Annotated in this window: 22 protein-coding genes and 1 pseudogene; 17 read left to right on the forward strand and 6 right to left on the reverse strand. The window is 70.9% G+C overall.

Annotated features, from left to right (window positions below; translation table 11 throughout):
- Positions 1-23 precede the first annotated feature (23 nt).
- Positions 24-401: a winged helix-turn-helix transcriptional regulator gene (locus ACH4TV_RS08755; protein ID WP_398395715.1), complete on the forward strand. Its 378-nt coding sequence runs from the start codon at positions 24-26 to the stop codon at positions 399-401.
- 15 nt (positions 402-416) lie between these two features.
- Here ACH4TV_RS08755 and ACH4TV_RS08760 read toward each other — a convergent pair whose 3' ends face one another.
- A complete protein-coding gene (locus ACH4TV_RS08760; protein ID WP_398395717.1) occupies positions 417-1,478 on the reverse strand; it encodes a Ku protein in 1,062 nt (353 codons plus the stop codon).
- A gap of 50 nt (positions 1,479-1,528) precedes the next feature.
- Here ACH4TV_RS08760 and ligD point away from each other — a divergent pair, with 50 nt between their 5' ends.
- On the forward strand, positions 1,529-2,392 hold the full coding sequence (ligD, locus tag ACH4TV_RS08765) for a non-homologous end-joining DNA ligase (RefSeq protein WP_398395719.1): 864 nt from the start codon (positions 1,529-1,531) through the stop codon (positions 2,390-2,392).
- A gap of 199 nt (positions 2,393-2,591) precedes the next feature.
- A complete protein-coding gene (locus ACH4TV_RS08770) occupies positions 2,592-3,413 on the forward strand; it encodes a hypothetical protein (protein ID WP_398395721.1) in 822 nt (273 codons plus the stop codon).
- Positions 3,414-3,418: 5 nt separating this feature from the next.
- Here ACH4TV_RS08770 and ACH4TV_RS08775 read toward each other — a convergent pair whose 3' ends face one another.
- Positions 3,419-4,948 carry a DUF4157 domain-containing protein gene (locus ACH4TV_RS08775; RefSeq protein WP_398395723.1) on the reverse strand — a complete coding sequence of 510 codons (1,530 nt, stop codon included), beginning with the start codon at positions 4,946-4,948 and terminating at the stop codon, positions 3,419-3,421.
- 161 nt (positions 4,949-5,109) lie between these two features.
- Positions 5,110-5,913, reverse strand: coding sequence for a nuclease-related domain-containing protein (locus tag ACH4TV_RS08780; protein WP_398395725.1), 804 nt, complete (start codon positions 5,911-5,913; stop codon positions 5,110-5,112).
- A 125-nt stretch (positions 5,914-6,038) separates the two neighbouring features.
- Between ACH4TV_RS08780 and ACH4TV_RS08785 the strand changes: the two genes are divergently transcribed.
- From ACH4TV_RS08785 to ACH4TV_RS08795, 3 genes are all read left to right on the forward strand, one after another.
- Positions 6,039-6,545 (forward strand): protein phosphatase, encoded by a 507-nt coding sequence (locus ACH4TV_RS08785; protein ID WP_398396553.1) that lies wholly within the window; start codon positions 6,039-6,041, stop codon positions 6,543-6,545.
- A 151-nt stretch (positions 6,546-6,696) separates the two neighbouring features.
- Positions 6,697-7,296 (forward strand): hypothetical protein, encoded by a 600-nt coding sequence (locus tag ACH4TV_RS08790; RefSeq protein WP_398395727.1) that lies wholly within the window; start codon positions 6,697-6,699, stop codon positions 7,294-7,296.
- The gene (locus tag ACH4TV_RS08795; RefSeq protein WP_398395729.1) at positions 7,271-8,962 is read left to right on the forward strand and encodes an ISAzo13-like element ISStu2 family transposase; all 1,692 of its coding nucleotides are present in this window, start codon (positions 7,271-7,273) and stop codon (positions 8,960-8,962) included. The genes ACH4TV_RS08790 and ACH4TV_RS08795 overlap by 26 nt, the downstream gene beginning before the upstream one ends.
- A 48-nt stretch (positions 8,963-9,010) precedes the next feature.
- Here the strand turns inward: ACH4TV_RS08795 and ACH4TV_RS08800 are convergent, their stop codons facing one another.
- A complete protein-coding gene (locus tag ACH4TV_RS08800; protein ID WP_398395731.1) occupies positions 9,011-9,724 on the reverse strand; it encodes a hypothetical protein in 714 nt (237 codons plus the stop codon).
- Between the two features lie 530 nt (positions 9,725-10,254).
- Between ACH4TV_RS08800 and ACH4TV_RS08805 the strand changes: the two genes are divergently transcribed.
- From ACH4TV_RS08805 to ACH4TV_RS08835, 7 genes and pseudogenes are all read left to right on the forward strand, one after another.
- Complete coding sequence (locus ACH4TV_RS08805; RefSeq protein ID WP_398395733.1) at positions 10,255-11,097, forward strand: zinc ribbon domain-containing protein; 843 nt, start codon at positions 10,255-10,257, stop codon at positions 11,095-11,097.
- 9 nt (positions 11,098-11,106) lie between these two features.
- Positions 11,107-11,331 (forward strand): annotated as a pseudogene (locus ACH4TV_RS08810) (hypothetical protein); the annotation flags it as partial.
- Entirely contained in the window at positions 11,328-12,632 is a 1,305-nt protein-coding gene (locus ACH4TV_RS08815; protein WP_398395735.1) for an ATP-binding protein, read from the forward strand. The pseudogene ACH4TV_RS08810 and the gene ACH4TV_RS08815, both read left to right, overlap by 4 nt.
- Positions 12,633-12,699: 67 nt before the next feature.
- Entirely contained in the window at positions 12,700-13,242 is a 543-nt protein-coding gene (locus ACH4TV_RS08820; protein WP_398395737.1) for an SH3 domain-containing protein, read from the forward strand.
- A gap of 55 nt (positions 13,243-13,297) precedes the next feature.
- Positions 13,298-14,719, forward strand: coding sequence for an FtsW/RodA/SpoVE family cell cycle protein (locus tag ACH4TV_RS08825; RefSeq protein ID WP_398395739.1), 1,422 nt, complete (start codon positions 13,298-13,300; stop codon positions 14,717-14,719).
- 17 nt (positions 14,720-14,736) lie between these two features.
- Positions 14,737-16,194, forward strand: coding sequence for a penicillin-binding transpeptidase domain-containing protein (locus ACH4TV_RS08830; RefSeq protein WP_398395741.1), 1,458 nt, complete (start codon positions 14,737-14,739; stop codon positions 16,192-16,194).
- Positions 16,195-16,238: 44 nt separating this feature from the next.
- Positions 16,239-16,769 (forward strand): DUF3291 domain-containing protein, encoded by a 531-nt coding sequence (locus ACH4TV_RS08835; protein WP_398395743.1) that lies wholly within the window; start codon positions 16,239-16,241, stop codon positions 16,767-16,769.
- Here ACH4TV_RS08835 and ACH4TV_RS08840 read toward each other — a convergent pair.
- Complete coding sequence (locus ACH4TV_RS08840; RefSeq protein ID WP_398395745.1) at positions 16,750-17,496, reverse strand: hypothetical protein; 747 nt, start codon at positions 17,494-17,496, stop codon at positions 16,750-16,752. The two genes, ACH4TV_RS08835 and ACH4TV_RS08840, sit on opposite strands and share 20 nt — an antisense overlap.
- 95 nt (positions 17,497-17,591) lie before the next feature.
- On the opposite strand from ACH4TV_RS08840, the gene ACH4TV_RS08845 reads away from it, so the two are divergent.
- The 4 genes from ACH4TV_RS08845 (at position 17,592) to ACH4TV_RS08860 (ending at position 21,029) form a co-directional block, all read left to right on the forward strand.
- Positions 17,592-18,521, forward strand: coding sequence for a diiron oxygenase (locus tag ACH4TV_RS08845; RefSeq protein WP_398395747.1), 930 nt, complete (start codon positions 17,592-17,594; stop codon positions 18,519-18,521).
- Positions 18,522-18,693: 172 nt separating this feature from the next.
- Positions 18,694-19,350, forward strand: a complete 657-nt coding sequence (locus ACH4TV_RS08850; RefSeq protein ID WP_398395749.1) for a TetR/AcrR family transcriptional regulator — start codon at positions 18,694-18,696, stop codon at positions 19,348-19,350.
- Between the two features lie 4 nt (positions 19,351-19,354).
- A complete protein-coding gene (locus tag ACH4TV_RS08855; RefSeq protein ID WP_398395751.1) occupies positions 19,355-19,690 on the forward strand; it encodes a hypothetical protein in 336 nt (111 codons plus the stop codon).
- Between the two features lie 103 nt (positions 19,691-19,793).
- Positions 19,794-21,029 carry an NlpC/P60 family protein gene (locus ACH4TV_RS08860; RefSeq protein ID WP_398395753.1) on the forward strand — a complete coding sequence of 412 codons (1,236 nt, stop codon included), beginning with the start codon at positions 19,794-19,796 and terminating at the stop codon, positions 21,027-21,029.
- Here ACH4TV_RS08860 and ACH4TV_RS08865 read toward each other — a convergent pair.
- A complete protein-coding gene (locus tag ACH4TV_RS08865; RefSeq protein WP_398395755.1) occupies positions 21,002-22,255 on the reverse strand; it encodes a styrene monooxygenase/indole monooxygenase family protein in 1,254 nt (417 codons plus the stop codon). The two genes, ACH4TV_RS08860 and ACH4TV_RS08865, sit on opposite strands and share 28 nt — an antisense overlap.
- Positions 22,256-22,262 lie beyond the last annotated feature (7 nt).

A 22,262-nucleotide genomic window follows, 5' to 3' on the forward strand; every position in this document is an offset into this window, starting at 1 on the left:
ACCTTTTAGTAAGGGGACCAGTGATGGCCAAGGCGCCGAGGTGCGGGCCCTACATCTGCGGCATCGACGCCGCGCTCGACGTGGTGAGCGGCAAGTGGAAGGGGCTGATCCTCTGGGAACTCGACGCCCATCCCGTACGCCGCTTCGGCGAGCTCCGTCGGGGTCTGCCCGGAGTGAGCGAGAAGATGCTGACCCAGCACCTGCGGGAGATGGAGGAGGACGGACTCGTGCACCGGAAGGTCTATGCCGAGGTGCCGCCGCGGGTGGAGTACTCCATGACCGAGCACGGGCGCACCCTCAACCAGGCGCTCGGGCCGCTCGGTGACTGGGGGCTTGAGCGGATCCGCCGCGAAAAGTCCGAATCGGTCGAGGTACCCGAGCCCGAGCCCTCACACAGCTAGGCATCCCTTTCAGGATCACGCCGAACGCTTGCGGGCGCCGGTCTTCTTGGCCGGGGCGGCGGACTTGGCCGTAGCGCTCTTGGCCGTGCTCTTCTTGGCGGCGCCGGTCGCCTTCTTGGTGGTGGCGGGTTTCTTGGCGGCGGCCTTCTTCGCCGTGGACGTCGACTTCTTCCCCGCCTCGGCCTTGGGGGTGGACTTGGAGGCGGCTCTGGGCGCCGCCTTGGAGGCGGCCGTACGACGTCCCCGCAAGGACTGGACCTCTGCCGCGCCCTCCTGTTCCTTCCCCTCCGCGACGTCCTCGCCCCGGGACTCCTTCGCGTCCCGCACGCTCTTCTCCAGGGCCGCCATCAGGTCGAGCACCTTGCCGCCCCTCGCCGGCGCCGGTGCGTGCGGAGCCTCCTCGCCGGAGGCCTTCGCGGCGATGAGTTCCTCGACGGCTTCGCGGTAGTCGTCGTGCAGGTCGGCGAGGTCGACCTCGCCGAGGGTGTCCATGAGGGCGTCGGCGAGATCGAGTTCCTTGTCCCGCACGGTGACGCTCGCGTCGGGGGCGACACCGTCCGTGGCCCGGATCTCGTCGGGCCAGAGCAGCCCGTGCATGGCGATGACGTCGTCGACGACGCGCAGCATGCCCAGCCGTTCCCTCCCCCGGAGCGCGAACTTGGCGATGGCGACCTTCTGGCTGCGCTTCAGCGCCTCGCGCAGGAGGGTGTAGGGCTTTGCGGCCGGAACGCCGTTCGCGGAAAGGTAGTAGGCGGTGTCCATCTGCAGCGGATCAATACGGTCGCTCGGCACGAAGGCCACGATCTCGATGGTCTTGGCGGTGGGAAGGGGAAGGGACCCCAGGTCCTCGTCGGTGATGGGGATCATCGCCCCGTCGGCGGCCTCGTACGCCTTGCCGATCTCGTCCCCTCTGACCTCACGGTCCTCCAGCTCGCAGACCTTGCGATAGCGAATACGGCCACCGTCCTCGACGTGGATCTGCCGGAAGGAGATCGAGTGGCTCTCGGTGGCGTTCACCAGCTTGATCGGGATGCTGACCAGCCCGAAGGAGATGGCGCCGTTCCAGATGGATCGCACAGGAGCACCTTCCGGGTCGTTTTATACGCATTTCATGGGATTCTCATGGTATGACGCCGATCACGGAGGTGGAGGGGCGAAGGGTGGTCCTCTCCAACCTGGAGAAGGTGATCCACCCGGCGACGGGCTTCACCAAGGGCGAGCTGCTCCACTACTACGCCACCACGGCGGACGCCCTCCTCCCCCACCTCCACGACCGCCCACTGTCCTTCCTCCGCTATCCGGACGGCCCCGACGGCCAGGTCTTCTTCGCCAAGAACGTGCCACCGGGTACGCCCGACTGGGTCACGACGGCGGAGGTCCCGAGGTCGGAGGGCCCGGCCCGCATGGTCCTGATCCAGGACCTGCCCTCGCTGATGTGGGCGGCGAACCTCGTCACGGAGTTCCACACCCCCCAGTGGCTCATCAGCGCCCCCGGCGAGGCCGACCGCCTCGTCCTGGACCTCGACCCCGGGCACCCCGCCACGATCGTCGAGTGCTGCGAGGTCGCCCTCTGGCTACGGGACCGGCTGGAGTCGGACGGCATCGAGGCCCACGCGAAGACGTCAGGCTCGAAGGGCCTCCACCTCCTGGCAGCCCCGGCCGCCCGGACCCCGTCCGGGGAGATCACCGCGTACGCGAAGGAACTGGCGGTGGAGGCGGAACGCACCCTCCCCCACCTGGTCGTCCACCGCATGAAGCGCAGCCTGCGCCCCGGAAAGGTCTTCGTCGACTACAGCCAGAACGCGGCCCGGAAGACGACGGCAACGCCGTACACCTTGCGGGCGCGAGCAGAACCGACGGTGTCGACACCGGTGACGTGGGCGGAGGTGGCGGACTGCACGGACGCGGCCCAACTCACGTTCCGGGCAAGGGATATCGCGCCCAGACTCCAGACGCACGGGGACCTGCTGTCGCCGCTGCTGAGAGCCTGACCGACACGGCCTGGTAGTCGTCGTCCCGGCGGGCCTGCGATGTCGATCCAGCGACGCGCTGCCCGCGCAGAACACCGCAGCACTCCACGCCGCCGCCCGATCGTGCACCGGACTCTGCCCTCACGCACCTCGTACGGCGGGACTCTCGTCGCGTATCCAGAGAGGGAACGTCAGCTGTTGACTAGCGGAAGGTCCCTCCATGCGCGCGCACGGCCCTGCCAAGAACCCGGCGGCGGACCGGAACCGTCCGTTGGTGCGGACCCCGTCCGAAGGGGCCGGTCGCGCGGGGGTGGCGGCCGGGGGGCTTGCCGCGTTGCAGCGGGCCGCCGGGAACTCCGCGGTCGTTCATGTGCTCCAACGGGCCGGGCACCCCCAGACGGTCGTCCAGCGCGCGCCCTCTGCGGGCCACGCGCAGGGGGAGCACATCTTCAACGGGCTCGACTCCCTGCTGCTGGGCTGCGGCGACACGTTCACCGAGCGCATCGGCCGACGTGTCGTGATGCTGGACGCGAACGAGAAGAGGCCCGAGTTCACGTCGAAGGAGTGGAACTTCACGCAGCACCACCAGCAGCTGACCGACGCGGCCCGATCCGCCGGAAGACTGCGTGACAACCGACGGTTCCGGTCTGCTTCCAGCGGGGCCCCGATGAACGCGGACGGCTCGGATCCCAACTCGATCGCCTTCGGCGGTTTCTCCGCCCAGGTCAGAGAGATCCTGGCGGACTGCGGCACACCGGAATGGGGAGACGGCACACGGTTGGAAGCCCTCAGGGACCACCTCGTCACCACCATCACCGACCAGGTCGCGCGGGGCGTGAAACGCAACACCGACCTGCAGAACCCCGCAGACCGCAACGCCTTCGACACCTGGTACCAGGAAACGCAGACCGCCATGGAGGAGGCGTTCGAACGGCTCGTCCAGACCTCCAAGGCGGTGCACTGGGCGCTCTTCACCTCGGTCCGCGCGGCCTACGGATACAGCAAGGGCGACACCGTGCCCCCCGAGCACTACCGCGACTGAGCCGGTCACGTACCGAAGAGTTCCTTCCTCAGCCGCTGCCGGAAATCCTCCCTGCTCGTCGTCTTGCTCAGTGCCGTCACCATCGCGTTGCGGAGGACGGGCACCGTGTTCAGGAAGGTGAGCGCGCGGGTGGGGGTCTCCCGTCCGAGTTGCACGAGGGTGGGCTCCCACGTGGAACCCGTCGTCATCGGCAGTGCCCCCGCTCCCTGGCCGGTGAGCGGCTGAGGCGACTGGTCGTGCTCGGCGAAGATGTTGAACACCTGCTCCCCCCGCCAGCGTGAGGGCTCCGCCAGACACGCGCAGACGAATTCGTCGATCTGCTGCGCCGTCACACCCTGCGGCCGGTACTCCGAGTCCACGGCGAGGGCGTCGACCATGGCACGAAGACTGCCGCTGGTGAGCCGCCCCTGGTAGAGGACGGGTTCCTCGCTGCCCACCTTCGTCGCGTAGTAGTGGCCCTCGCCGAGCTTCTCCAGGTCGTAGCCCTGGCCGAACAGGGTGTAGCGGCCGCCGCCCGGACTCTCGCCGGCCTGCCGGTACAGGCTCTGCTGGTCCGTCAGGACCTTCTTCGCCGTCTCCCATCGGTCGGAGTTGGCGCTGCCGCCCGAGAGCTCGTCGGTCTCGCCCGCCTCCAGGCCGATCAGATGGTCGACGGCGTCCTTGAGCGCCGCCCAGGTGGCCACGTTACGGGCGCTGGCGAACCGGTAGCCCACCGCACTCTCGGCCAGCTGCCTGATGGGTTCCTCCAACCAGGGATGCCGGGTGAGGATCGTCAAGTACTGCTGGTCCTGCTGGAGTTGGTCCAGGCTCTGCACCTCGTCCAGCCCCGGCTGCCCGATACGCACCGCCCGCTGCACGACCTCCGGCCCCGTGCCCGCGGCCCGCACCGGCGTGCCCGCCGGGTCGACGGACGCGCCGGCGGACGGAACGGCCACGGCACGCATCACCCGGACAGCGTTGGCCTCCGCTTCCCTCTCGAAACGGTCGGACGGGTCGGAGACGCTCAGGCCCGCGCCGTTGTCGGTGCCCGTGACGGGGCCCTGGCGTTGCTGGACGACATGGGTGAGCTCATGGGCGAGGGTGTGCTGGTCGTTGCCGCCCTCGCCGATCACGACATGGCTGCCGGAGGTGTAGGCGCGGGCCCCGACCTCGGCGGCGGAGGCCTTCGCGGCGCCGTCGTCGTGGATGCGTACGTCCGAGAAGTCGGTGCCGAACCGGGTCTCCATGTCGGAGCGGGTGGCGTCGTCGAGCGGCCGGCCGCTGCTCCCCAGGACGGCGTGGACGGCGGAGCGCTGCACCGGGGGCTGCCCGGCCGGCTGCTCGGGCCCGTGTCCGCAGCCCGGGCCGTGCTCGTGCCGGGCCCATGGATGGCCCGCCTGACGCAGCATCTGAACGACGGCCGCGTTCCCGGCCGCCGTGGCCGTGTGCAGGTCGAGCGGGCCCCGGGGCAGCGGCACCTCGTGGGGAGTGGGTGCGCGGACCGGCGTACGCGCGTGCTCGCTGTCGGCGGACCGGCCCTGCTTCGGGTCGCGCAAGAGATCCTCTTTCCGTGCGAGTTTCCGTGCGAGCAGCGCGGGTGGTGCTTTCGTTCGGCTCCTCCTGCATACAGGTCCCGGGCCGGCCACGCCCAGGTTCGCCCGGGCAGCACCGGTGGGCCGAAAGGGCAACGGCCCCTCCCCTGCTACACCCTCCCCCGCTACACCCGCCCCCACGTATGCCGGTCCCGGGCCACCGCGTGCAGCGCCTCCACGTCCGCCGGTTTCAGTACGCCCCCCAGTCGCGCGAGCTCCGACAGGTCCGTGTCCTGGAGAACCCTGACCTCCCGCGGCGCGACCGTCACCGTCAGGTCGGCCGGGCCCGCCAGGGCCAGGACGGGGTGGACCTCGGCCGTCAGCGCGTACGAGGCCCGGTCGGCGTCCGAGCGCACCCGGCGCAGCATCGGGCGGGATTCCCGGCGGCCCAGGGACACCATCGGGTCGGCGACCACCACCCGCTGCTTACGGGCGTACAGGGTGTGGACCGCGAACAGGCCGCCCGGACCGATCACCAGGTGATGGACCCGGTCGCCGCCGGGTAACGGGATCGAGTGCAGGGTGTGCCAGCCCGCGCCCTCCAACGCGTCCAGGGCCCCGCCCACCGCCTGTTCCGCTGTCAGGGCCCGTCGGCGGGGGTCGGGGCGGAGGCGGGACGGTGCGGTCGGGTCGCGGTCCAGGGCGACCTGGAGGGCCTCGCCGGGACGGTTCGGGGCCAGGTCGTCGTCGGGATGGAGGGCGAGGCGGGCCAGTTCCGCGGGGGTCGGGACCGGGGGCGGGCCCACCGTCACCCGGCCCGTGAGAAACGGGCCCAGGGCCTCCAGTACGTCCCCCCTGAGATCCTCGCTCAGCAGGTTGACCCGGGACGACTCACGGTCGTACCAGGCGATGTTCCGTCCGTCGGTCAGGCAGACGTACAGCCGTTCGTGTCCCTGGCGCCAGGCCGGTATGACGCGCAGTCCGCTCATGCACCATCACCCCATTCACCGCATGCCCATGGGAACAGGCGGGGTGCTCCAACGGCAAGAACCCGGCTACCTTTATGAGGAGTCGGGTGGCCGAGTTGGGTGGCCGGGCAGGAGAGGCGGCGCAGTTGCGGACCCGCAGGAAGCAGCCCGACGTACCGGCTCCGGGCGAGCCGTGGAGCGAGATCGTGCCCGGACTGTGGATGGGCGGGCACGAGTTCACGAGCCGCTCGGGCGGGCTCGAACTCGCCGTCGTGCACGATGAGTTCGACCTGGTGATGACCTTGCTGCGGCTGCCCGGGTACGGGCCTGATCCCGGCGTCGAGCACCATGTGTGGCCCGTGCCGGACGGGCCGCTCGACGGGACGCAGCTGGCCGGGGTGATCCGGCTCGCCGAGGCCGCGTGCGCCGCGCTGGAGGACGGGCGCAGGGTTCTCGTCCGCTGCTACAGCGGTTACAACAGGTCGGGGCTCGTCGTCGCCCACGCCCTCGTCCACGACGGGCACGGCACCGACGAGGCGATCCGCCTCATCAGGTCCCGCCGCTCCCCCTGGGCCCTGCACAACGAACTGTTCGTGGACTACCTCCGGACGGGCCTGCCCACGGCCCGGCTGCTGGAGGAGCTGGCGGAGTAGCCCGCCCGGGCCACACGGCACATGCGTTTCCCCGGTGCATTTCCCGGTGAATTTCCCGGTGAATAGGGTGAAGGTGTACGAGACGACCGGTCGTCGGTCGAGCGGCCGTCGGTCGAACACCACGCCTTCCCGGCCCTGACGCAGGAGTGCAGTGATCCCCAGCCGCACCACCCGCGTCACCCGCGCCGCCCTCGCCCTCCTGGCGCTCGCCGCCCTCACCGCCGGCTGCGGTGACGCCGGTGGGCTGCGCGGCGCCGGACCGACGGCCGTCGCCGTCAGCCCCGCGAGGCTCTGGCCGGAGTTGCCCCCGGCCTCCAGCCCCGCCTGGGACTACGGCGAGGCCGAGACCGAGACCGTGAAGGGCGTCACCGCCCCCGGCGACGACATCCACCGGGTCGACCCGGTGGCGGTCGTACGGGCGGAGATCGCCGCGCACGCCGACGCGTACACCGGCGCCGACGCGCTCTACCCCGGGACGGCCGGCCGGATGGCTGCCTGCGCCCGCTCCGGAGCCGGAACCGCTGCCGCCTGTCCCGTCCTCAAGGCCTACTACCGCGACCTCACCGGCGACGGCCGCGACGACCTGGCCCTCGGTTTCCGCCTGCTGCCGGGCAACGAGACTGCCGTACGGGCGTACACCTTCCAGCGGCACAGGCTCACATATTTCCTTAGGGCCCGTAAAGAATCAACACGTTGCTTCCCGGTCTGCCTGTCGTTGGTGTGGTATGCCCATACCGAACGAGGTTCGTGACCAACTTGCCCTGAAGCTTGGGGTGTTGTTACCTCATCTGAATGAGCGGCAGCAGCGGCTGGCGCTGGCCGCCGAGGCCCGGTTGCTGGGCCACGGCGGGGTCCGGGCCGTCGCCCAATCCGCAGGGGTGAGCGAGACGACGGTGCGCAAGGGGGTCTTCGAGCTGGAGGGCGGTGAGGACCCATTGCCCGATGGCCGGGTGCGCCGGGCCGGCGGCGGTCGCAAGAGCGCCGAGGAGCTTGACCCGCTGCTCGTTCCAGCTCTGCTGGCGCTGGTCGAGCCGGATGAGCGGGGCGATCCGATGTCGCCGCTGCGGTGGACGACCAGGTCGCTGCGGTCTCTGGCCGGGGAGCTGACAAGGCAGGGCCATGCCGCCTCGGCGCCGACCGTGGGCAGGCTGCTGTGGGAGAACGGTTTCAGTCTGCAGGCCAATGCCAAGACCCTTGAGGGCGCTCAACACCCCGACCGGGATGCGCAGTTCCGGTACATCAACGGCCAGGTCAAGGACCATCAGGCGGACGGCGAGCCGGTGGTCAGTGTGGACACGAAAAAGAAGGAAGTCGTCGGGGAGTTCAAGAACGCGGGACGTCAATGGCGGCCGGCCGGTGAGCCCGTGCGGGTTGACGTCCATGACTTCCCCGGTGATGCAGTGGGCAAGGCCCTGCCCTACGGCATCTACGACCTGGCGGCGAACACCGGATGGGTGAACGTCGGTACGGATCACGACACCGCGGCCTTCGCGGTCGAATCGATCAACCGTTGGTGGAACGGGCAAGGACGCCTCGATTATCCGCAGGCCAGACGTCTGCTGATCACTGCCGATGCCGGCGGCTCCAACGGCTATCGCACCCGGGCCTTCAAGACCGAGCTGGCTGCGTTCGCCGCCCGGACCGGCCTGGCCGTCACGGTCTGCCACATGCCGCCAGGCACATCGAAGTGGAACAAGGTGGAGCATCGGCTGTTCTCCGCGATCACCATGAACTGGCGCGGCAGACCGCTGAACAGCCACGAGGTCGTCGTGCAGTCCATCGCCGCGACCACCACCCGCACCGGTCTCACCGTCCACGCGGAACTCGACACCGGCGCCTATCCCATCGGTGTGAAGGTCAGCGATGCGGAGCTGAACGCAGTGCCGGTCACCGGACATGCCTTTCAGGGCAGCTGGAACTACACCGTGCACCCTCACCCCGCCAGCCCGGCAGGCCCCACCGGACCAACACTCGGGCCGACGGCGGTCTTCGACCGCGGAGCTCTGTCACATCCCGCGCTGACCGGCATGACCTGCACCGCACTGACCGAGCTGACTGAGACCCTGACCGTCGACTGGCAGACGCTGCAGAAACAGGACCCCGCCGCCCGACGCGACGGCGGCGAGCGACGCCGGGCCCCGGGCGGCGGCCGCAAAGCCAAACTCGACCTGGCCGACCGGGTCCTGGTCACCGTGCTGCACCAAAACCTCGCCCTGCCGCCTACCGTGCTGGCCCACCTCTTCGCCGTCAGCAAGGACACCATCCGCCACACCACCAGCGAGATCCGGCGGCTGATGGACCAGCACGCACACACACTTCGGCCCCCAGCAGCACACCTCAACACCGTGGCCGGACTCCTCGTCCACGCGGCCGCACACGGCGTGACCCTCACTGCAGAGACCGCAGCAACGTGTTGATTCTTTACGGGCCCTTAGGCATCCGTAGCGATTCGTCATCCGTCGGCGTCATGTCGTGTGCTCGGTGTCGGTGGCGTATGTGAGTGCGTGGATCGAATGCGTGACCTTCCGCAGGGGGTGTCGTTGATCGGATGACAGCATCACGGACGGGAAGGGGGCACGGGTGAGCCGGAAACTGCCGCTCGCCGGGGGCGAGGCCGCCCGTACCACGTGCGCCAGTGGTCTCCTGCGTATCGGTGTGGAGGAGAAGACGGGGGAGTTCCTGTCCGCTGCGGTGCTGGCGGGGAGGGTGGGCTGGGCTGCTGATCTGGTGTCGGGCATGGTCGCCGCGCTGCTGACCGGGCACTGGAACGCCGCCGATGTGGACGTGCTGGCCGCCGGTGAGGACGCCACAGGCCGCCCACTGCCGTCGAACGCCTGGATGGCCCTGCGCCGCCTGGGCTGGACGGCCGGCCCGGCCGATGGCATCCGGGTCAATGACCGCATCGTGCGCATCGCCCAGGAGGCGGCCGGGCGAACGCTGCGTGCGGCGAAGTGGCGCGCTGACCTCACCACCGCGGTCATCGAGACCTGGCCCGCCGACCCGGCGAAGCGCACCCCGCAGGAGTGGGACCGGGTGCGGGAGGCGGTACCCGGCGGGGAGTACCTGCCGTCCAGCGTCATCAAGGGCCGTACCCGGCAGATCGCCGCGTTCGTCGCGCGGCACGGCCGGATGCCGATGGACGTGTTCGAGGTTGAGGCCGCGCCCCGCGTCGCACGCATGCTGTTGCTGTCCGCCTGCGACGGGCAGCAGGCCACCATCGAACGCGCCGACGATGCGGGCCGGGCGCTGCTGCGGCTGCAACTGCCCACCCGTCCGGATCCGCGGTCCTACAAGGACTGGACGTGGGTGGCCTGCCCCATCAAGCTGCCGCCGACGGTCCCCGCCGGTGCGGTGCTGCACCTGCCCACCCTGCGCATCCACCGGGGCCGGGTGCGGGCCGACCTCGCCTACACCCACGCCGTCCCCAAGACACGGCGCAGCGGACACACGGTCGCGCTCGGCGTGGACTGGGGGCTGAACACCCTGCTGTCCGCCGGGGCCGCCCGCCTCCACGCCGACGGAACCATCACCGCCCTCGGCAGCGGCGGCATGTTCCGGGCGGGGGGGTGTTCTTACCAAGCAGCACCGGCTGCGCCGCCAGGGCGAGCACCTGCACGCCAGGGCCGACCGGTACCGGCGGCTCATCGGCGAAGACGAACAGCACGCCCTGACGGCCAGGCACCAGGTTCTCGCCGAGGAGATCCGGCACGTGTCCGGGCGCCGGTCGAACCTCAACGACGCCCTGGCGTGGGCTGCCGCCCGCTGGGCTGTCGATCAGGCTCTCGCCGCCGGGGCCACGGTCATCTATGTGGAGGACCTGCGCTCGATGGAGGCCCGGGGCATGGGCCGCACGATGAACACCCGGCTCTCCCAGGCCGTGCGCGGGCAGATCGTGGACCGGATGCGGCACCTGGCCGCCGAGACCGGTATCGCCGTGGTCACCGTCCCGGCGCGGAACACCTCCAAGCACTGCCCGCAATGCCTCGTCCCGCTGCGGCACCGCAAGGCCCCCGACCGGCCCACCATCACGGGCTGGAAGTGGGCGCTGTGCGGCTCCTGCGGCTGGCAGGGCGACCGCGACCAGGGCGCCTGGAAGCGCATCGCCGCCCGCGGCCTCACCCACCAGACCAAGACCGCCGTGGACCGCACCACCGGTGCCATGGCCATCCGCACCGTGATCGACACACTCGAAGCGGGCGCGGTCATCACCCCCGCGCCCAGGACCAGCCGGACGGACCGGTCCAAGACCGGAACCACCCGGCACCGCACCACACGTCCGACGCCCAGGCGACGCCGGACACCCTCCCCCACCAGACCCACGGGTCCGGCGGGCCAGCGTCCGGAGGGACACGCTCACACGGACCGGACCCGGCTGCCCCGCGCAGCTGACCGGCACCAGGGCGTGACGACGATCAGCACACCCACCACCAGCCGACACCGGCCACGAGGGACAGCACTGGGCGCGGGCTTCCACCTGCACGCCCACGCCACCCCTCCACGGTGGACAGACCCCATACCGGACACCACATCTGGCATGGGATCACCAAGCTGATCAGAGACGCTGGTGCAGATCATGGCGAACGACGACGCCGTGACCGCCGTGGAACTCGCCGGCCGGGCCGTGATCATCCGCTCGCCGTCGCAGATCCCGGGGTACGAGTACCGCACCCAGTGGAGCTGGGACGCGGACCAGAAGGCGATGCTGCTGACGCGGGACGAGTTCCTCCGTACCGGCAGACCCCAGCGCACCCCCGCCCCCGTGACCGCCTCCGCGAGCGCCCGATGAGGGTCGCGCTGCCCGGGTGGGCGGGCACCCTCGCCGCCAAGGCCGCGCTGTTCATCACCGGCATGTGCTGCGCCCTCGCCGCCCTGCTCGGCGTCCTCGTGCATGTCTCGGTGACCCACCAGACAGTCGACCAGGCCCGCGACCGCGCCCTGTCGCGGCTCGTGGAGGCCACGGCGGCGTACGAGGCCGGGGACGCGCTCCGGCCGCACACCGGTATCGATCCCGAGGGGTTGCCCGCGTCGCTGCGGGCGCTCGCGGCGGCCGGGGAGCGCGGCACGATGGTCACCGACCACGACGGGGTACCGACGATGTGGGCGGCCGGGCCCGCTGAGGACGGACACGCCCTCGCCGTGGCGCTCGACTACTCGCAGAGCGCCCGCACGATCGAGGGCCTCGACCGGGCCATCCTGTGGTCGTCGGGCCTCGCCATCGGCGCGACGCTGCTGGTCGGCGCGTTCGCGGTGACCCGGGTGACCCGTCGGCTGCACGCGACCGCCCAGGTGGCCCGCCGGATCAGCGCCGGCGACCTGGACGCCCGCGTCGACGACCCCCGTACGCGGGACCCCGGCCACCCTCCCGACGAGGTCGCCGCCGTCGCCGCCGCCCTCGACACCATGGCGGCCTCGCTCCAGCGCAAGCTGCTCAGCGAGCAGCGCTTCACCGCCGACGTGGCCCACGAGCTGCGCACCCCGCTCACCGGACTGCACGCGGCGGCCGAACTGCTGCCGTCCGGGCGCCCGACCGAGCTGGTCCGCGACCGGGTCACCGCGCTGCGCACCCTCACCGAGGACCTGCTCGAAATCTCCCGGCTGGACACGGGCAAGGAGCGGCTGGAGCTGGACACCGAGCCGCTCGGCGCCCTCGCCGAACGGGTCGTGCGGGTCATCCGGGCCTCGGGGGCCTCGGGAACGCCGGGCACCGACACGGAGATCGTCGTCGCACGCGATGCCCTCGTCGACACCGACCGGCGACGGCTCGAACGGGTGCTCGGGAATCTCGTCGCCAACGCCCATCGGCACGGCCGTCCGCCCGTGACGCTGACCGTGGACGGTCCGGTCGTGACCGTGCGGGACCACGGGGACGGCTATCCGGATTACCTGGTGGAGCACGGGCCGCAGCGGTTCCGTACGGAGGCCGGCGCGAGGGGACACGGGCTCGGGCTGACGATCGCGTTGGGCCAGGCGGAGGTACTGGGCGCCCGGCTGACCTTCGCCAACGTTCCACAGAGCGAGGGCGGCGGCGCCCTGGCGACGCTCACCCTGGCCGAATCACGAGGGCTCACCACCAACGGCCCAGCGTGACAGGCGCCTTGCACGAGCCGCTCCTAGCGTGGCGGGTAGTCAGCTCTGTCCCGCCAAAGGAGCCCACATGTCACCGCGGACCACCCTCACCCGCCTCGGCATAGCCGCCGCGACCACCGCACTCTCCGTCGGCACCATCACTCCGGCACTCGCGAGCCCCGCCGACGACGACCCCGGCCAGCAGAACAGCAGCGGCAACAGCTGGAACCAGCAGCAGCAACAGAGCAGCCAGACCGGCCAGACCGGCCAGAACAACCACGACAACGACGACGACGGAGACCAGCAGAGCAGCAGCAGCTGGAACCAGCAGCAGAACAGCAGCGGCAACAACGACTGGAGCCAGCACAACGGCCACAGCAGCACCAGCAACGCCGGGCTCTACCAGGGGATCGTCACCGCCAACGGCGGACTGCGGCTGCGCAGCGCGCCGAACCGTGGCAGCGCGATCATCCGGGTCGTCCCGAAGGGCGAGATCGTCAACATCTTCTGCAAGGTCGGCGGCGAGAACGTCGACGGCAACTCGCTCTGGTACCTCCTGACGGACGGCACCTGGGCCTGGGGCGCGGCCCGCTACATCGACAACATCGGCGCCGCACCGCGCTTCTGCTGAGGCGCACACCGGGGACATCACACAACATTCCGTGAACTTTGGATAGGTTCCGGACATGACGAAGCCCGGAACCACCGTGGCGGCGGAGTACGGGGAACCCCCGGAGGTCCGGCCCCCGGGGCCCGCCGATCCCTCCGCTCCCGCCCCGCGCCTCCCCCGGCGCCGCGGCATCGAGCTGTCCCTCATCGTCGTCGCCGTCCTCCTCTCCGTGTACGGCTACTGCGCCGTCGGCCTCGCGAAGAACGGCACCCTCCCGCCCGGCGCCGCCGGTTACGGCGCCGGGCTCGGCGTCCTCGCGCTCCTCGCCCATCTCGCGGTGCGCTGGCGCGCCCCGTACGCCGACCCGCTGCTGCTCCCCATCGGCGTGCTGCTCAACGGCCTCGGCCTGGTGCTCATCTACCGGCTCGACCTGGAGACGCCGGGGCACCGGGCGGCCCCCGCCCAACTCGTCTGGTCCACGGTCGGCGTGGCGCTGTTCATCGTGGTCGTCCTCCTGCTGCGCGACCACCGCGTCCTCCAGCGGTACGCGTACGTGTGTGTCGCCGCCGCGCTCGTCCTGCTCACGCTCCCGATCTTCTTCCCGTCGGTGAACGGGGCCCGCATCTGGATCCGGATCGCCGGATTCTCCTTCCAGCCGGGCGAGTTCGCGAAGGTGCTGCTGGCGGTCTTCTTCGCCGCCTACCTCGCCGCCAACCGCAACGCGCTCGCCTGCACCGGCCGCCAGATCTGGCGGTTCAGCCGACTCCAGCTCCCCACCGGTCGCGTCCTCGGCCCGGTCGTCGCGATCTGGCTGATCAGCGTCGGCGTACTCGTCCTGGAGCGCGACCTCGGCACCTCCCTCCTCTTCTTCGGCCTGTTCGTGGTCATGCTGTACGTCGCCACGGGCCGCACCGGCTGGATCGCGGTCGGCCTGCTGCTGGCCGCGCTGGGCGCCTTCGCCGTCGGCACCCTCGAACCGCACGTCCACAGCCGCGTCGAGGACTGGCTGCACCCGTTCGCAACGATCGAGGCCGGCCAGGGCCCCAACCAGCTGTCCCAGTCGCTGTTCGCGTTCGCGGCGGGCGGCATGCTCGGCACCGGCCTGGGCCTCGGCCACTCGATCCTGATCGGCTTCGCGGCCAAGTCGGACTTCATCCTGGCGACGGCGGGCGAGGAACTGGGCCTGGCCGGCCTCTCCGCGATCGTCATCCTGTACGCCCTCCTGGTGGAGCGCGGCTACCGGGCCGGCCTCTCGCTGCGCGACCCCTTCGGCCGGCTGCTCGCCGTGGGCCTCGCCTCGATCGTCGCGCTCCAGGTGTTCGTCATCGCGGGCGGGGTGTCGGGCCTCATCCCGCTCACGGGCATGGCGATGCCGTTCCTCGCGCAGGGCGGCTCGTCGGTCGTCACCAACTGGATCATCGTGGCGCTGCTGATCCGGATCAGCGACTCGGCCCGGCGGCAGTACGACGGTCCCGGCGACGGGCGCCCCACGCCATGAAGCGAACCCCACGCCCGATGACGCGCTGCATCAAGCACGCCGCAGCCTTCTGCGCCCTGCTGCTGCTCGCGCTCCTCGTCAACATCACCCGCGTCCAGGTCGTCCAGGCCCAGCGCTACGACGACAACCCGGCCAACCGCCGCCAGGTGATCGCCCGTTACGGCCAGCCGCGCGGCGCCATCCTGGTCGGTGACCGGCCGGTCACCGGGTCCACGGACACCGGGGAGCAGCTCCGCTACGAACGGACGTACAGGGACGGCCCGTTGTACGCCCCCATCACCGGCTTCGCCTCACAGGTGTACGGCACGACGTTCCTGGAGCACGCCGAGGACGGCATCCTGTCGGGCACCGATCCGCTGCTCTCGCCCATCCCTCTGTGGAACGACGTCACCCGTGCGCAGAACCCCGGCGGCGAGGTGGTGACCACCATCGACCCGGCTGCCCAGCAGGCCGCCTACGACGGTCTCGGCGGACGCAAGGGCGCGGTGGCAGCCGTGGAGCCGTCGACCGGGCGCATCCTCGCCCTGGTCTCCGCCCCGTCGTACGACCCGGCGGCACTGTCGGGCAACGGGCGTGCCGTGGAACGGAGTTGGCGGCGACTGAACGGCGACCCGGACAAGCCGATGCTCAACCGGGCGGTACGGCAGACGTATCCGCCGGGTTCGACCTTCAAGGTGGTCACGGCGGCGGCGGCCCTGGACGCGGGGGTGGTCACCGATCTGGACGAGCCGACCCGCTCCCCCGACCCGTACACCCTCCCCGGTACGTCCACGGCGCTGACGAACGAGGGCGACGGCTGTGCGGACGTCTCGCTGCGGGCCGCGTTCACCTGGTCGTGCAACACGGTCTTCGCCAAACTGGGCGTCGACGTCGGCGTCGCCGACCTGGCGGCCACGGCGGACGGCTTCGGTTTCAACGACGGGGGGCTGCGCATCCCCTTCGCGGTCGCGCGCAGCACCTTCGACACCCACGTCGACAAGGCGCAGTTGGCGCTGTCCGCGATCGGTCAGTACAACACGCGGGCCACACCGTTGCAGATGGCGATGGTCGCGGCGGCCGTCGCCAACGGCGGTCAGGTGCCGTCCCCCTATCTGGTGGAGCGGACAACCACCGTGCACGGTACGACAGTTGCCACCTCCGGCGTACGGCGACAGCACCGGGCGATGCATCCGGCGACCGCCGTACGGATGCGCGAGCTGATGCGGGACGTGGTGGAGCGGGGCACCGGCACGAACGCGGCGATCCCCGGCGCCACGGTGGGCGGCAAGACCGGCACCGCCCAGCACGGCATCGGCAACTCCGGTACGCCGTACGCCTGGTTCGTCTCCTGGGCGCAGGGCGAACGGGACGCCGAGCCGTCGGTCGCCGTCGCGGTGGTGGTCGAGGACGCCTCCGCCGACCGTACGGACATCAGCGGGGGCGGGGTGGCGGCGCCGATCGCGCGGGCGGTCATGGAGACGGTGCTCCGCCGGTAGGAAAAGGGGGTGCGCGGGCCGGGTACCCGACCTACCGTGCGGCCATGACGTCATTATCATCCGCAGCCGCGTACGAACTCGCCCAGGTCAACATCGGTCGCCTCAAAGCCCCTCTGGATTCCCTGCAGTTGAAGCCGTTCGCCGACGGCCTCGACCCGGTCAACGCCGTCGCCGACGCCTCGGACGGATTCGTCTGGAGGTTGCAGGGCGAGTCGGGCGACGCGACGGACATTCGCATGTTCGACGACGAGTGGATCCTGGTCAACATGTCGGTGTGGCGGGACACGAACGCCCTGACGGCGTTCATGTACCAGGGGCAGCACCGGGAGTTGCTGGCCCGCCGCCGGGAGTTCTTCGAGCACCTGAAGGAGGCGGTCACGGCACTGTGGTGGGTGCCGGCCGGGCACCGTCCGACCGTGGAGGAGGCGGAGACCCGCCTCCTCCATCTGCGCGCGCACGGACCGACGGAGTACGCCTTCAACCTGCGTACGTCGTTCCCGCCCGGGCCCGCGCAAGCGCAGGGAGCGCCGGAAACGGACCTGGAACCGGAGCCGGTCAGCCGATCGGTTTCCTGATCTCGTCGCGGATCTTGAGGGCGGTCTCCGCGGCCGCCCCGAGGTCCACGTCGGCGGGCTTCCGCGTGATCGCGTCGGCGGTGATCCCGGCGATCGAGGCACCGGTGTTGCCGTCCACCCAGCCGCAGACGGGGAGGGTGACCTCCGTACCGGCCTGGGTCTGGACGAGCACCTCGCAGGTGACAGTGGTGTCGGAGCCCGCCGGCCTGAAGTCCCTGGGCTCGACGGCGAGCTCGGCGCCGTCGCCGCCGGCCGCGCCCTTCATCATGCTGTCGCGGGCGAGGCCGGTGTTCCTGAACCGTCCGTACATGCCGGAGATCACCAGCGTGCCCCGCGCCTGGTCGCCACCGGGGCTGTACCGGCCGACCACGGGCTTCGTGTCCCGGGCGTCCCAGTCCCCGTCGGCCTCCTCCTCGATGGCCTGCCCATCGGTGCCGGAGAGGTCGCCGAGGAGCTCGTACTTCCCGTCGAGCACCTTCTGCGGCAGCGTCAGCCGGTACTCGGCCTCGGGAAACCCGGCGTCGGACTTCACCCCGATCCACACGAGCACACCCGCACCCACCACACCCAGCGCGACGACCCCGCCGACGATGCCGAGGATCAGCCCGAGCCGGCTCTTCCTGGGCGGTGGCCCCAGCGGCGCACCCCAGGGGGTGCCGTCAGGCCCCGGCGGAGACCCCGGGTAGGGCGAAGAGCCGGGCGGCTGGGGCGGCGGAGTCGTGGACACCCCAGCACGCTACGGCACTTGGGCGACTCCAAAAGTCGCGCGCAAGTACGGCCCAGGGGATTGACCGACTTGCTGACAAGCAGTCTCATAAGCATGTGACGACAGTGACGGAAGCCCAGATACTCCGCGACGCACTCGGCGTGCTCAAGGACCGGGAACAGGTGGCCGAACGGCTGCTCGCGGCCTCGGCCAGGCACTCCTTCGACCCGGACAAGGAACTGGACTGGGACGCCCCCTTCGAGGACGGCAAGTGGTTCTGGCCGCCCGAACTGGTCTCCCTGTACGGCACCCCGCTGTGGAAGCGGATGGGCGAGGAGCAGCGCATCCTGCTCTCGCAGCACGAGGCGGCGGCGCTCGCCTCGCTCGGCATCTGGTTCGAGATCATCCTGATGCAGCTCCTCGTACGGCACATCTACGACAAGGCGGCGACGAGCGCGCACGTCCGCTACGCGTTGACCGAGATCGAGGACGAGTGCCGTCACTCGAAGATGTTCGCCCGGCTGATCACCCGCGGCGGCACCCCGTACTACCCGGTCAGCCGACTGCACCAGAACCTGGGCCGCTTCTTCAAGACGGTGTCCACCACCCCCGGTTCCTTCACGGCGACCCTGCTCGGCGAGGAGGTCCTCGACTGGATGCAGCGCCTGACGTTCCCGGACGAGCGCGTCCAGCCGCTGATCAGGGGCGTCACCCGGATCCATGTGGTGGAGGAGGCCCGGCACGTCCGCTACGCCCGCGAGGAGCTCCGCCGCCAGATGGTGACGGCCCCCCGGTGGTCCCAGGAGTTCACCCGCGTCACGTCCGGCGAGTTCGCCCGCGTCTTCTCGGTCGCCTTCGTCAACCCCGACGTCTACGCGAACGTCGGCCTGGACAAGGCCGAGGCGGTGGCGCAGGTCCGGGCGAGCGGGCACCGGCGGGAGGTCATGCAGACCGGCGCGAAGAAACTGACGGACTTCCTGGACGACATCGGGGTGCTACGAGGTGCTGGCCGGCGGCTGTGGAGGTCTTCGGGGCTGCTGGCGTGATTTCGGAGTGCGGCCCCGGTGGGGGCTGGTCGCGCAGTTCCCCGCGCCCCTAAAGACAAAGACCCGGCCCTGCGGGCCGAAAAGCACGGGGCGCAGCCCCTGCTTTTCAGGGGCGCGGGGAACTGCGCGACCAGCCACAACGCACCCGCAGCCGCCCGACTACCCTGCACACATGCCCCCTCCCGCCCCTGCCTACCGCCGGTTGAATGTCGAGGAGCGCCGAAACCAACTCCTCGAAGCCGCCCTCTCCCTCTTCGCCCATCGCGCCCCCGAAGAGGTCTCCCTCGACGACGTCGCCGAGGCAGCCGGGGTCTCCCGCCCCCTCGTGTACCGCTACTTCCCCGGCGGCAAGCAGCAGCTGTACGAGGCCGCGCTCCGTTCCGCCGCCGAGGAACTGGAACTCTGCTTCGACGAACCCCCGAAGGGCCCCCTCCCCGACCGTCTCTCCCGCGCCCTCGACCGCTACCTCACCTTCGTCGACGAGCACGACGCCGGCTTCAGCGCCCTCCTCCAGGGCGGCAGCGTCGTCGAGACGTCCCGTACGACGGCCATAGTGGACCGGGTCCGCCGCAGGGCCGCCGCGCACATCCTGAGCCATCTCGGCGTCACGGAACCGAGCCCCCGGCTGCGGATGACCGTACGGATGTGGATCACCGCGGTCGAGGCGGCCTCGCTCATCTGGCTGGACGAGGAGAAGCAGCCGCCGGTGGACGAGTTGCGGGACTGGCTGGTGGAACAGTTCACGGCGGTGCTCACGGTGACAGCCGGACGCGACCCGCAGACCGCGGCGGTCGTACGCGACGCGCTGGGCGCGGATACCGGACACTGATCCTGTGAAGAGCCAAGACACCGCCTTCGAGGGCGGCCCCCTGGACGGCCGCGTGCTGCCCATCCTGCTCGGGCCGACCGGGCACCCGCCGAAGACCTACAAGGTCCCGGTGCCGGACGCCGCCGGCGGCCCGCCGACCGTCCTCGTCTACCGGCGCGTGCCCAGCGGGCGGCCGGGAAAGCTGGGCCTGCACCCCGGCTGGAAGTACGCGTATGCCCCGGAGGGCGGCGCGGGCGACCAGGGCGGCGAGGGCAAGCTGCGCTGGCCGTGGTCGAAACCGGCGGCCGGACCGGTTCCAGGCGCCACGCCGCAGGGCAAGCCGGACGACACCGACGGGTGACGAGGTTGGGCCGAACCGCGCACGCTCGCCGCGCGGACCCCGCGCCCACGTCACAAGCTCGCGGTGCGGAGCGGAAGGGCTGCCCCGCACCGGAGGTGATGACGTGTCAGGAAGGCTTCTGCGTCTGGTCTGTACGGCGGCGATGGCAGCCGGCACACTCCTCGCACCCGTCCCCGCACTGGCCGTACCGGACCCGGGACCGAGCCCCACCCCGACGGTGACCGGCTCCCCCACGCCCGGCATCACCGACGAGCCGACCGCCTCCGAACCCTCACCCTCCGTCGCCGACCTCCTGACGGACCTTCAGCAGCTGTACCGCGAGGCCGAGCAGGCCACCCGGACCTACGGCGCCACCGCCGAGCGGCTGAAACGGCAGCGCGCCGAGGTACGACGGCTGGACCGGCAGCTCGTACGCGCCCGGCTCTCCCTGCACGAGCGGCGAGGCGCCCTCGGCCGGCTCGCCCGGCAGCAGTACCAGAGCAGCACCGACATCTCACCGTACGTACAGCTGCTGCTGGCCCGCGATCCGCAGCACGCGCTCGAACAGGGCCATGTGATCCGGCAGTTGGCGCTGGAGCGGGCCGAGACGGTGGGCCGGCTGGTCGGCGGCGAGCGGCGCACCGACGGTCTCGCGCGCGAGGCGCGCGCCGCACTGGACGGGCAGCTCACCCTCGCCGAACAGCAGAAGAGGGACCGGGACGCCGTACAGGAACGACTCAAGGACGTCGAGGAGCTGCTGGCCGGCCTGAGCACCGAGCAGCTCGCAGAACTGGCCGATCTGGAACAGGACTTGGCGGGCGACGAAGTGACGGAGGACCAGCGGGAGTTCGTCGCCTCCGGTGCTCTCAGCGCCCGGCGGACGCCGTCCGAGGACGGGGAGAGGGCGGTGCGTCATGCGGTGGCGCAGCTCGGGAAGCCCTACGAGTGGGGTGCGGAGGGACCGGCGACGTTCGACTGCTCGGGGCTGACCTCGCAGGCCTGGGAGCGGGCCGGACTGCCCATCCCCCGGACCAGCCAGGAGCAGTGGGCGCGGCTGGCGCACATCCCGCTGGCCGAGCTGCGCCCCGGTGACCTGGTGGTCTACTTCCCCGAGGCCACGCATGTGGCCCTCTACCTCGGGGACGGGATGGTCGTCCAGGCGCCGCGTCCGGGCGCCAAGGTGAAGGTGTCGCCGGTCGCGGCCAACCCGGTGCTGGGTGCCGTACGGCCGGACCCGGACGGGAAGCCCCTGCGGCGGTACACACCGCCGAAGCTCCCCGCCGACGCAACGGCGGGCTCGGACGAGGGCTACTCGGCCGCCGAGGAACCTCTCTACGCCCCTGCCACCGAACCCAGATAGGCGGCCGTCTTCTCGGGCTCGTAGAAGAAGTTCTCGAAATCCGACGGGTCGTCGAAGGCGTTGGCGAAGCGGTCGGCGACCGGGGGCAACTGGCCTGCCGCGCCGAGGAGGTTGATGATGTGCTCCGGCGGCGGGCCGAGCATCGCGTTGGTCCACTTGGTGACGTGCTGGGCGGTGTCCCAGTAGCGGTCGAAGGTGGCCCGCATCCAGGTCTCGTCGAACTCCTTCTCGCCCTGTTCGATGATCGAGGCGAGGTACGAAGCCGCGCATTTCGAGGCCGAGTTGGAGCCCTGGCCGGTGATCGGGTCGTTCGCGACGACCACGTCGGCCACGCCGAGGACCAGTCCGCCGCCGGGGAGCCGGCCCACCGGGTTACGGACGGTGGGGGCGTAGCGGCCCGCCAACGTGGCGCCCGCGTCGGTGAGTTCGACCTTGGTGGCCCGCGCGTACTCCCAGGGCGTGAACCGCTCCATGAGTTCCAGGGTCAGGGAGAGGTGCTCGGCGGGGTCGCGGACGCCGGTGAAGACGTCGAGCGGGCCGCCGGGTATGCCCTCCCAGAACAGGATGTCGGCGCGGCCCGAGGTGGTGAGCGCCGGCATGACGAACAGTTCACCGACGCCCGGGACCAGGTTGCAGCGGACCCCTTCCAGGTCCGGGTGCTCGGGGCGCGGGCCCAGTCCGTGGACGTAGGCGACGGCCAGCGCGCGCTGCGGCTCGCCGTACGGGGAACGCTCCGGGTCGCGGCCGAACATCGACACCAGCTCGCCCTTGCCCGCCGAGACGAGGACCAGGTCGTACGTACGGGAGAAGTAGTCGAGGTCGCCGACGGCCGCGCCGTGGATGACCAGTTGGCCGCCACGCTGGGCGAACGTCTCCATCCAGCCGGCCATCTTCACCCGCTGGTCGACCGACTGGGCGTGGCCGTCGAGGTTGCCGAGCCAGTCGATCGCGCGCTGTGTGGGGCCCGGGTCGTGCGAGCCGGGGGCGGCGACCGAGACGCCGAGTCCTTCGATCTTCGGGGCCTGGGACTCCCAGAAGTTCAGCTGGAGATCGCGCTCGTGCTGGAGGGCGGTGTGGAACATGCACTGCGTGGACATGACCCGGCCGGACCGGATCTCGTCCGGGGTCCGGTTGGACATCAGGGTGACCTCGTACCCCTGCGACTGGAGTCCGAGGGCTATCTGCAGTCCGGCCTGACCGGCTCCGACGACGAGTATCTTCCGCATACGGTCT

This window comes from Streptomyces sp. NPDC020898, assembly GCF_044333925.1.
GTDB lineage: Bacteria > Actinomycetota > Actinomycetes > Streptomycetales > Streptomycetaceae > Streptomyces.

Excerpts from the sequence above, each read along its gene's own strand:
- ACH4TV_RS08755 (WP_398395715.1), top strand. The coding sequence starts at position 24 with ATGGCCAAGGCGCCGAGGTGCGGGCCCTACATCTGCGGCATCGACGCC.
- ligD (WP_398395719.1), top strand. The coding sequence starts at position 1,529 with ATGACGCCGATCACGGAGGTGGAGGGGCGAAGGGTGGTCCTCTCCAAC.
- ACH4TV_RS08770 (WP_398395721.1), top strand. The coding sequence starts at position 2,592 with ATGCGCGCGCACGGCCCTGCCAAGAACCCGGCGGCGGACCGGAACCGT.
- ACH4TV_RS08780 (WP_398395725.1), bottom strand. The coding sequence starts at position 5,913 with ATGAGCGGACTGCGCGTCATACCGGCCTGGCGCCAGGGACACGAACGG.
- ACH4TV_RS08795 (WP_398395729.1), top strand. The coding sequence starts at position 7,271 with ATGCCCATACCGAACGAGGTTCGTGACCAACTTGCCCTGAAGCTTGGG.
- ACH4TV_RS08800 (WP_398395731.1), bottom strand. The coding sequence starts at position 9,724 with ATGCGTGCGACGCGGGGCGCGGCCTCAACCTCGAACACGTCCATCGGC.
- ACH4TV_RS08815 (WP_398395735.1), top strand. The coding sequence starts at position 11,328 with ATGAGGGTCGCGCTGCCCGGGTGGGCGGGCACCCTCGCCGCCAAGGCC.
- ACH4TV_RS08820 (WP_398395737.1), top strand. The coding sequence starts at position 12,700 with ATGTCACCGCGGACCACCCTCACCCGCCTCGGCATAGCCGCCGCGACC.
- ACH4TV_RS08825 (WP_398395739.1), top strand. The coding sequence starts at position 13,298 with ATGACGAAGCCCGGAACCACCGTGGCGGCGGAGTACGGGGAACCCCCG.
- ACH4TV_RS08830 (WP_398395741.1), top strand. The coding sequence starts at position 14,737 with ATGACGCGCTGCATCAAGCACGCCGCAGCCTTCTGCGCCCTGCTGCTG.
- ACH4TV_RS08835 (WP_398395743.1), top strand. The coding sequence starts at position 16,239 with ATGACGTCATTATCATCCGCAGCCGCGTACGAACTCGCCCAGGTCAAC.
- ACH4TV_RS08850 (WP_398395749.1), top strand. The coding sequence starts at position 18,694 with ATGCCCCCTCCCGCCCCTGCCTACCGCCGGTTGAATGTCGAGGAGCGC.
- ACH4TV_RS08865 (WP_398395755.1), bottom strand. The coding sequence starts at position 22,255 with ATGCGGAAGATACTCGTCGTCGGAGCCGGTCAGGCCGGACTGCAGATA.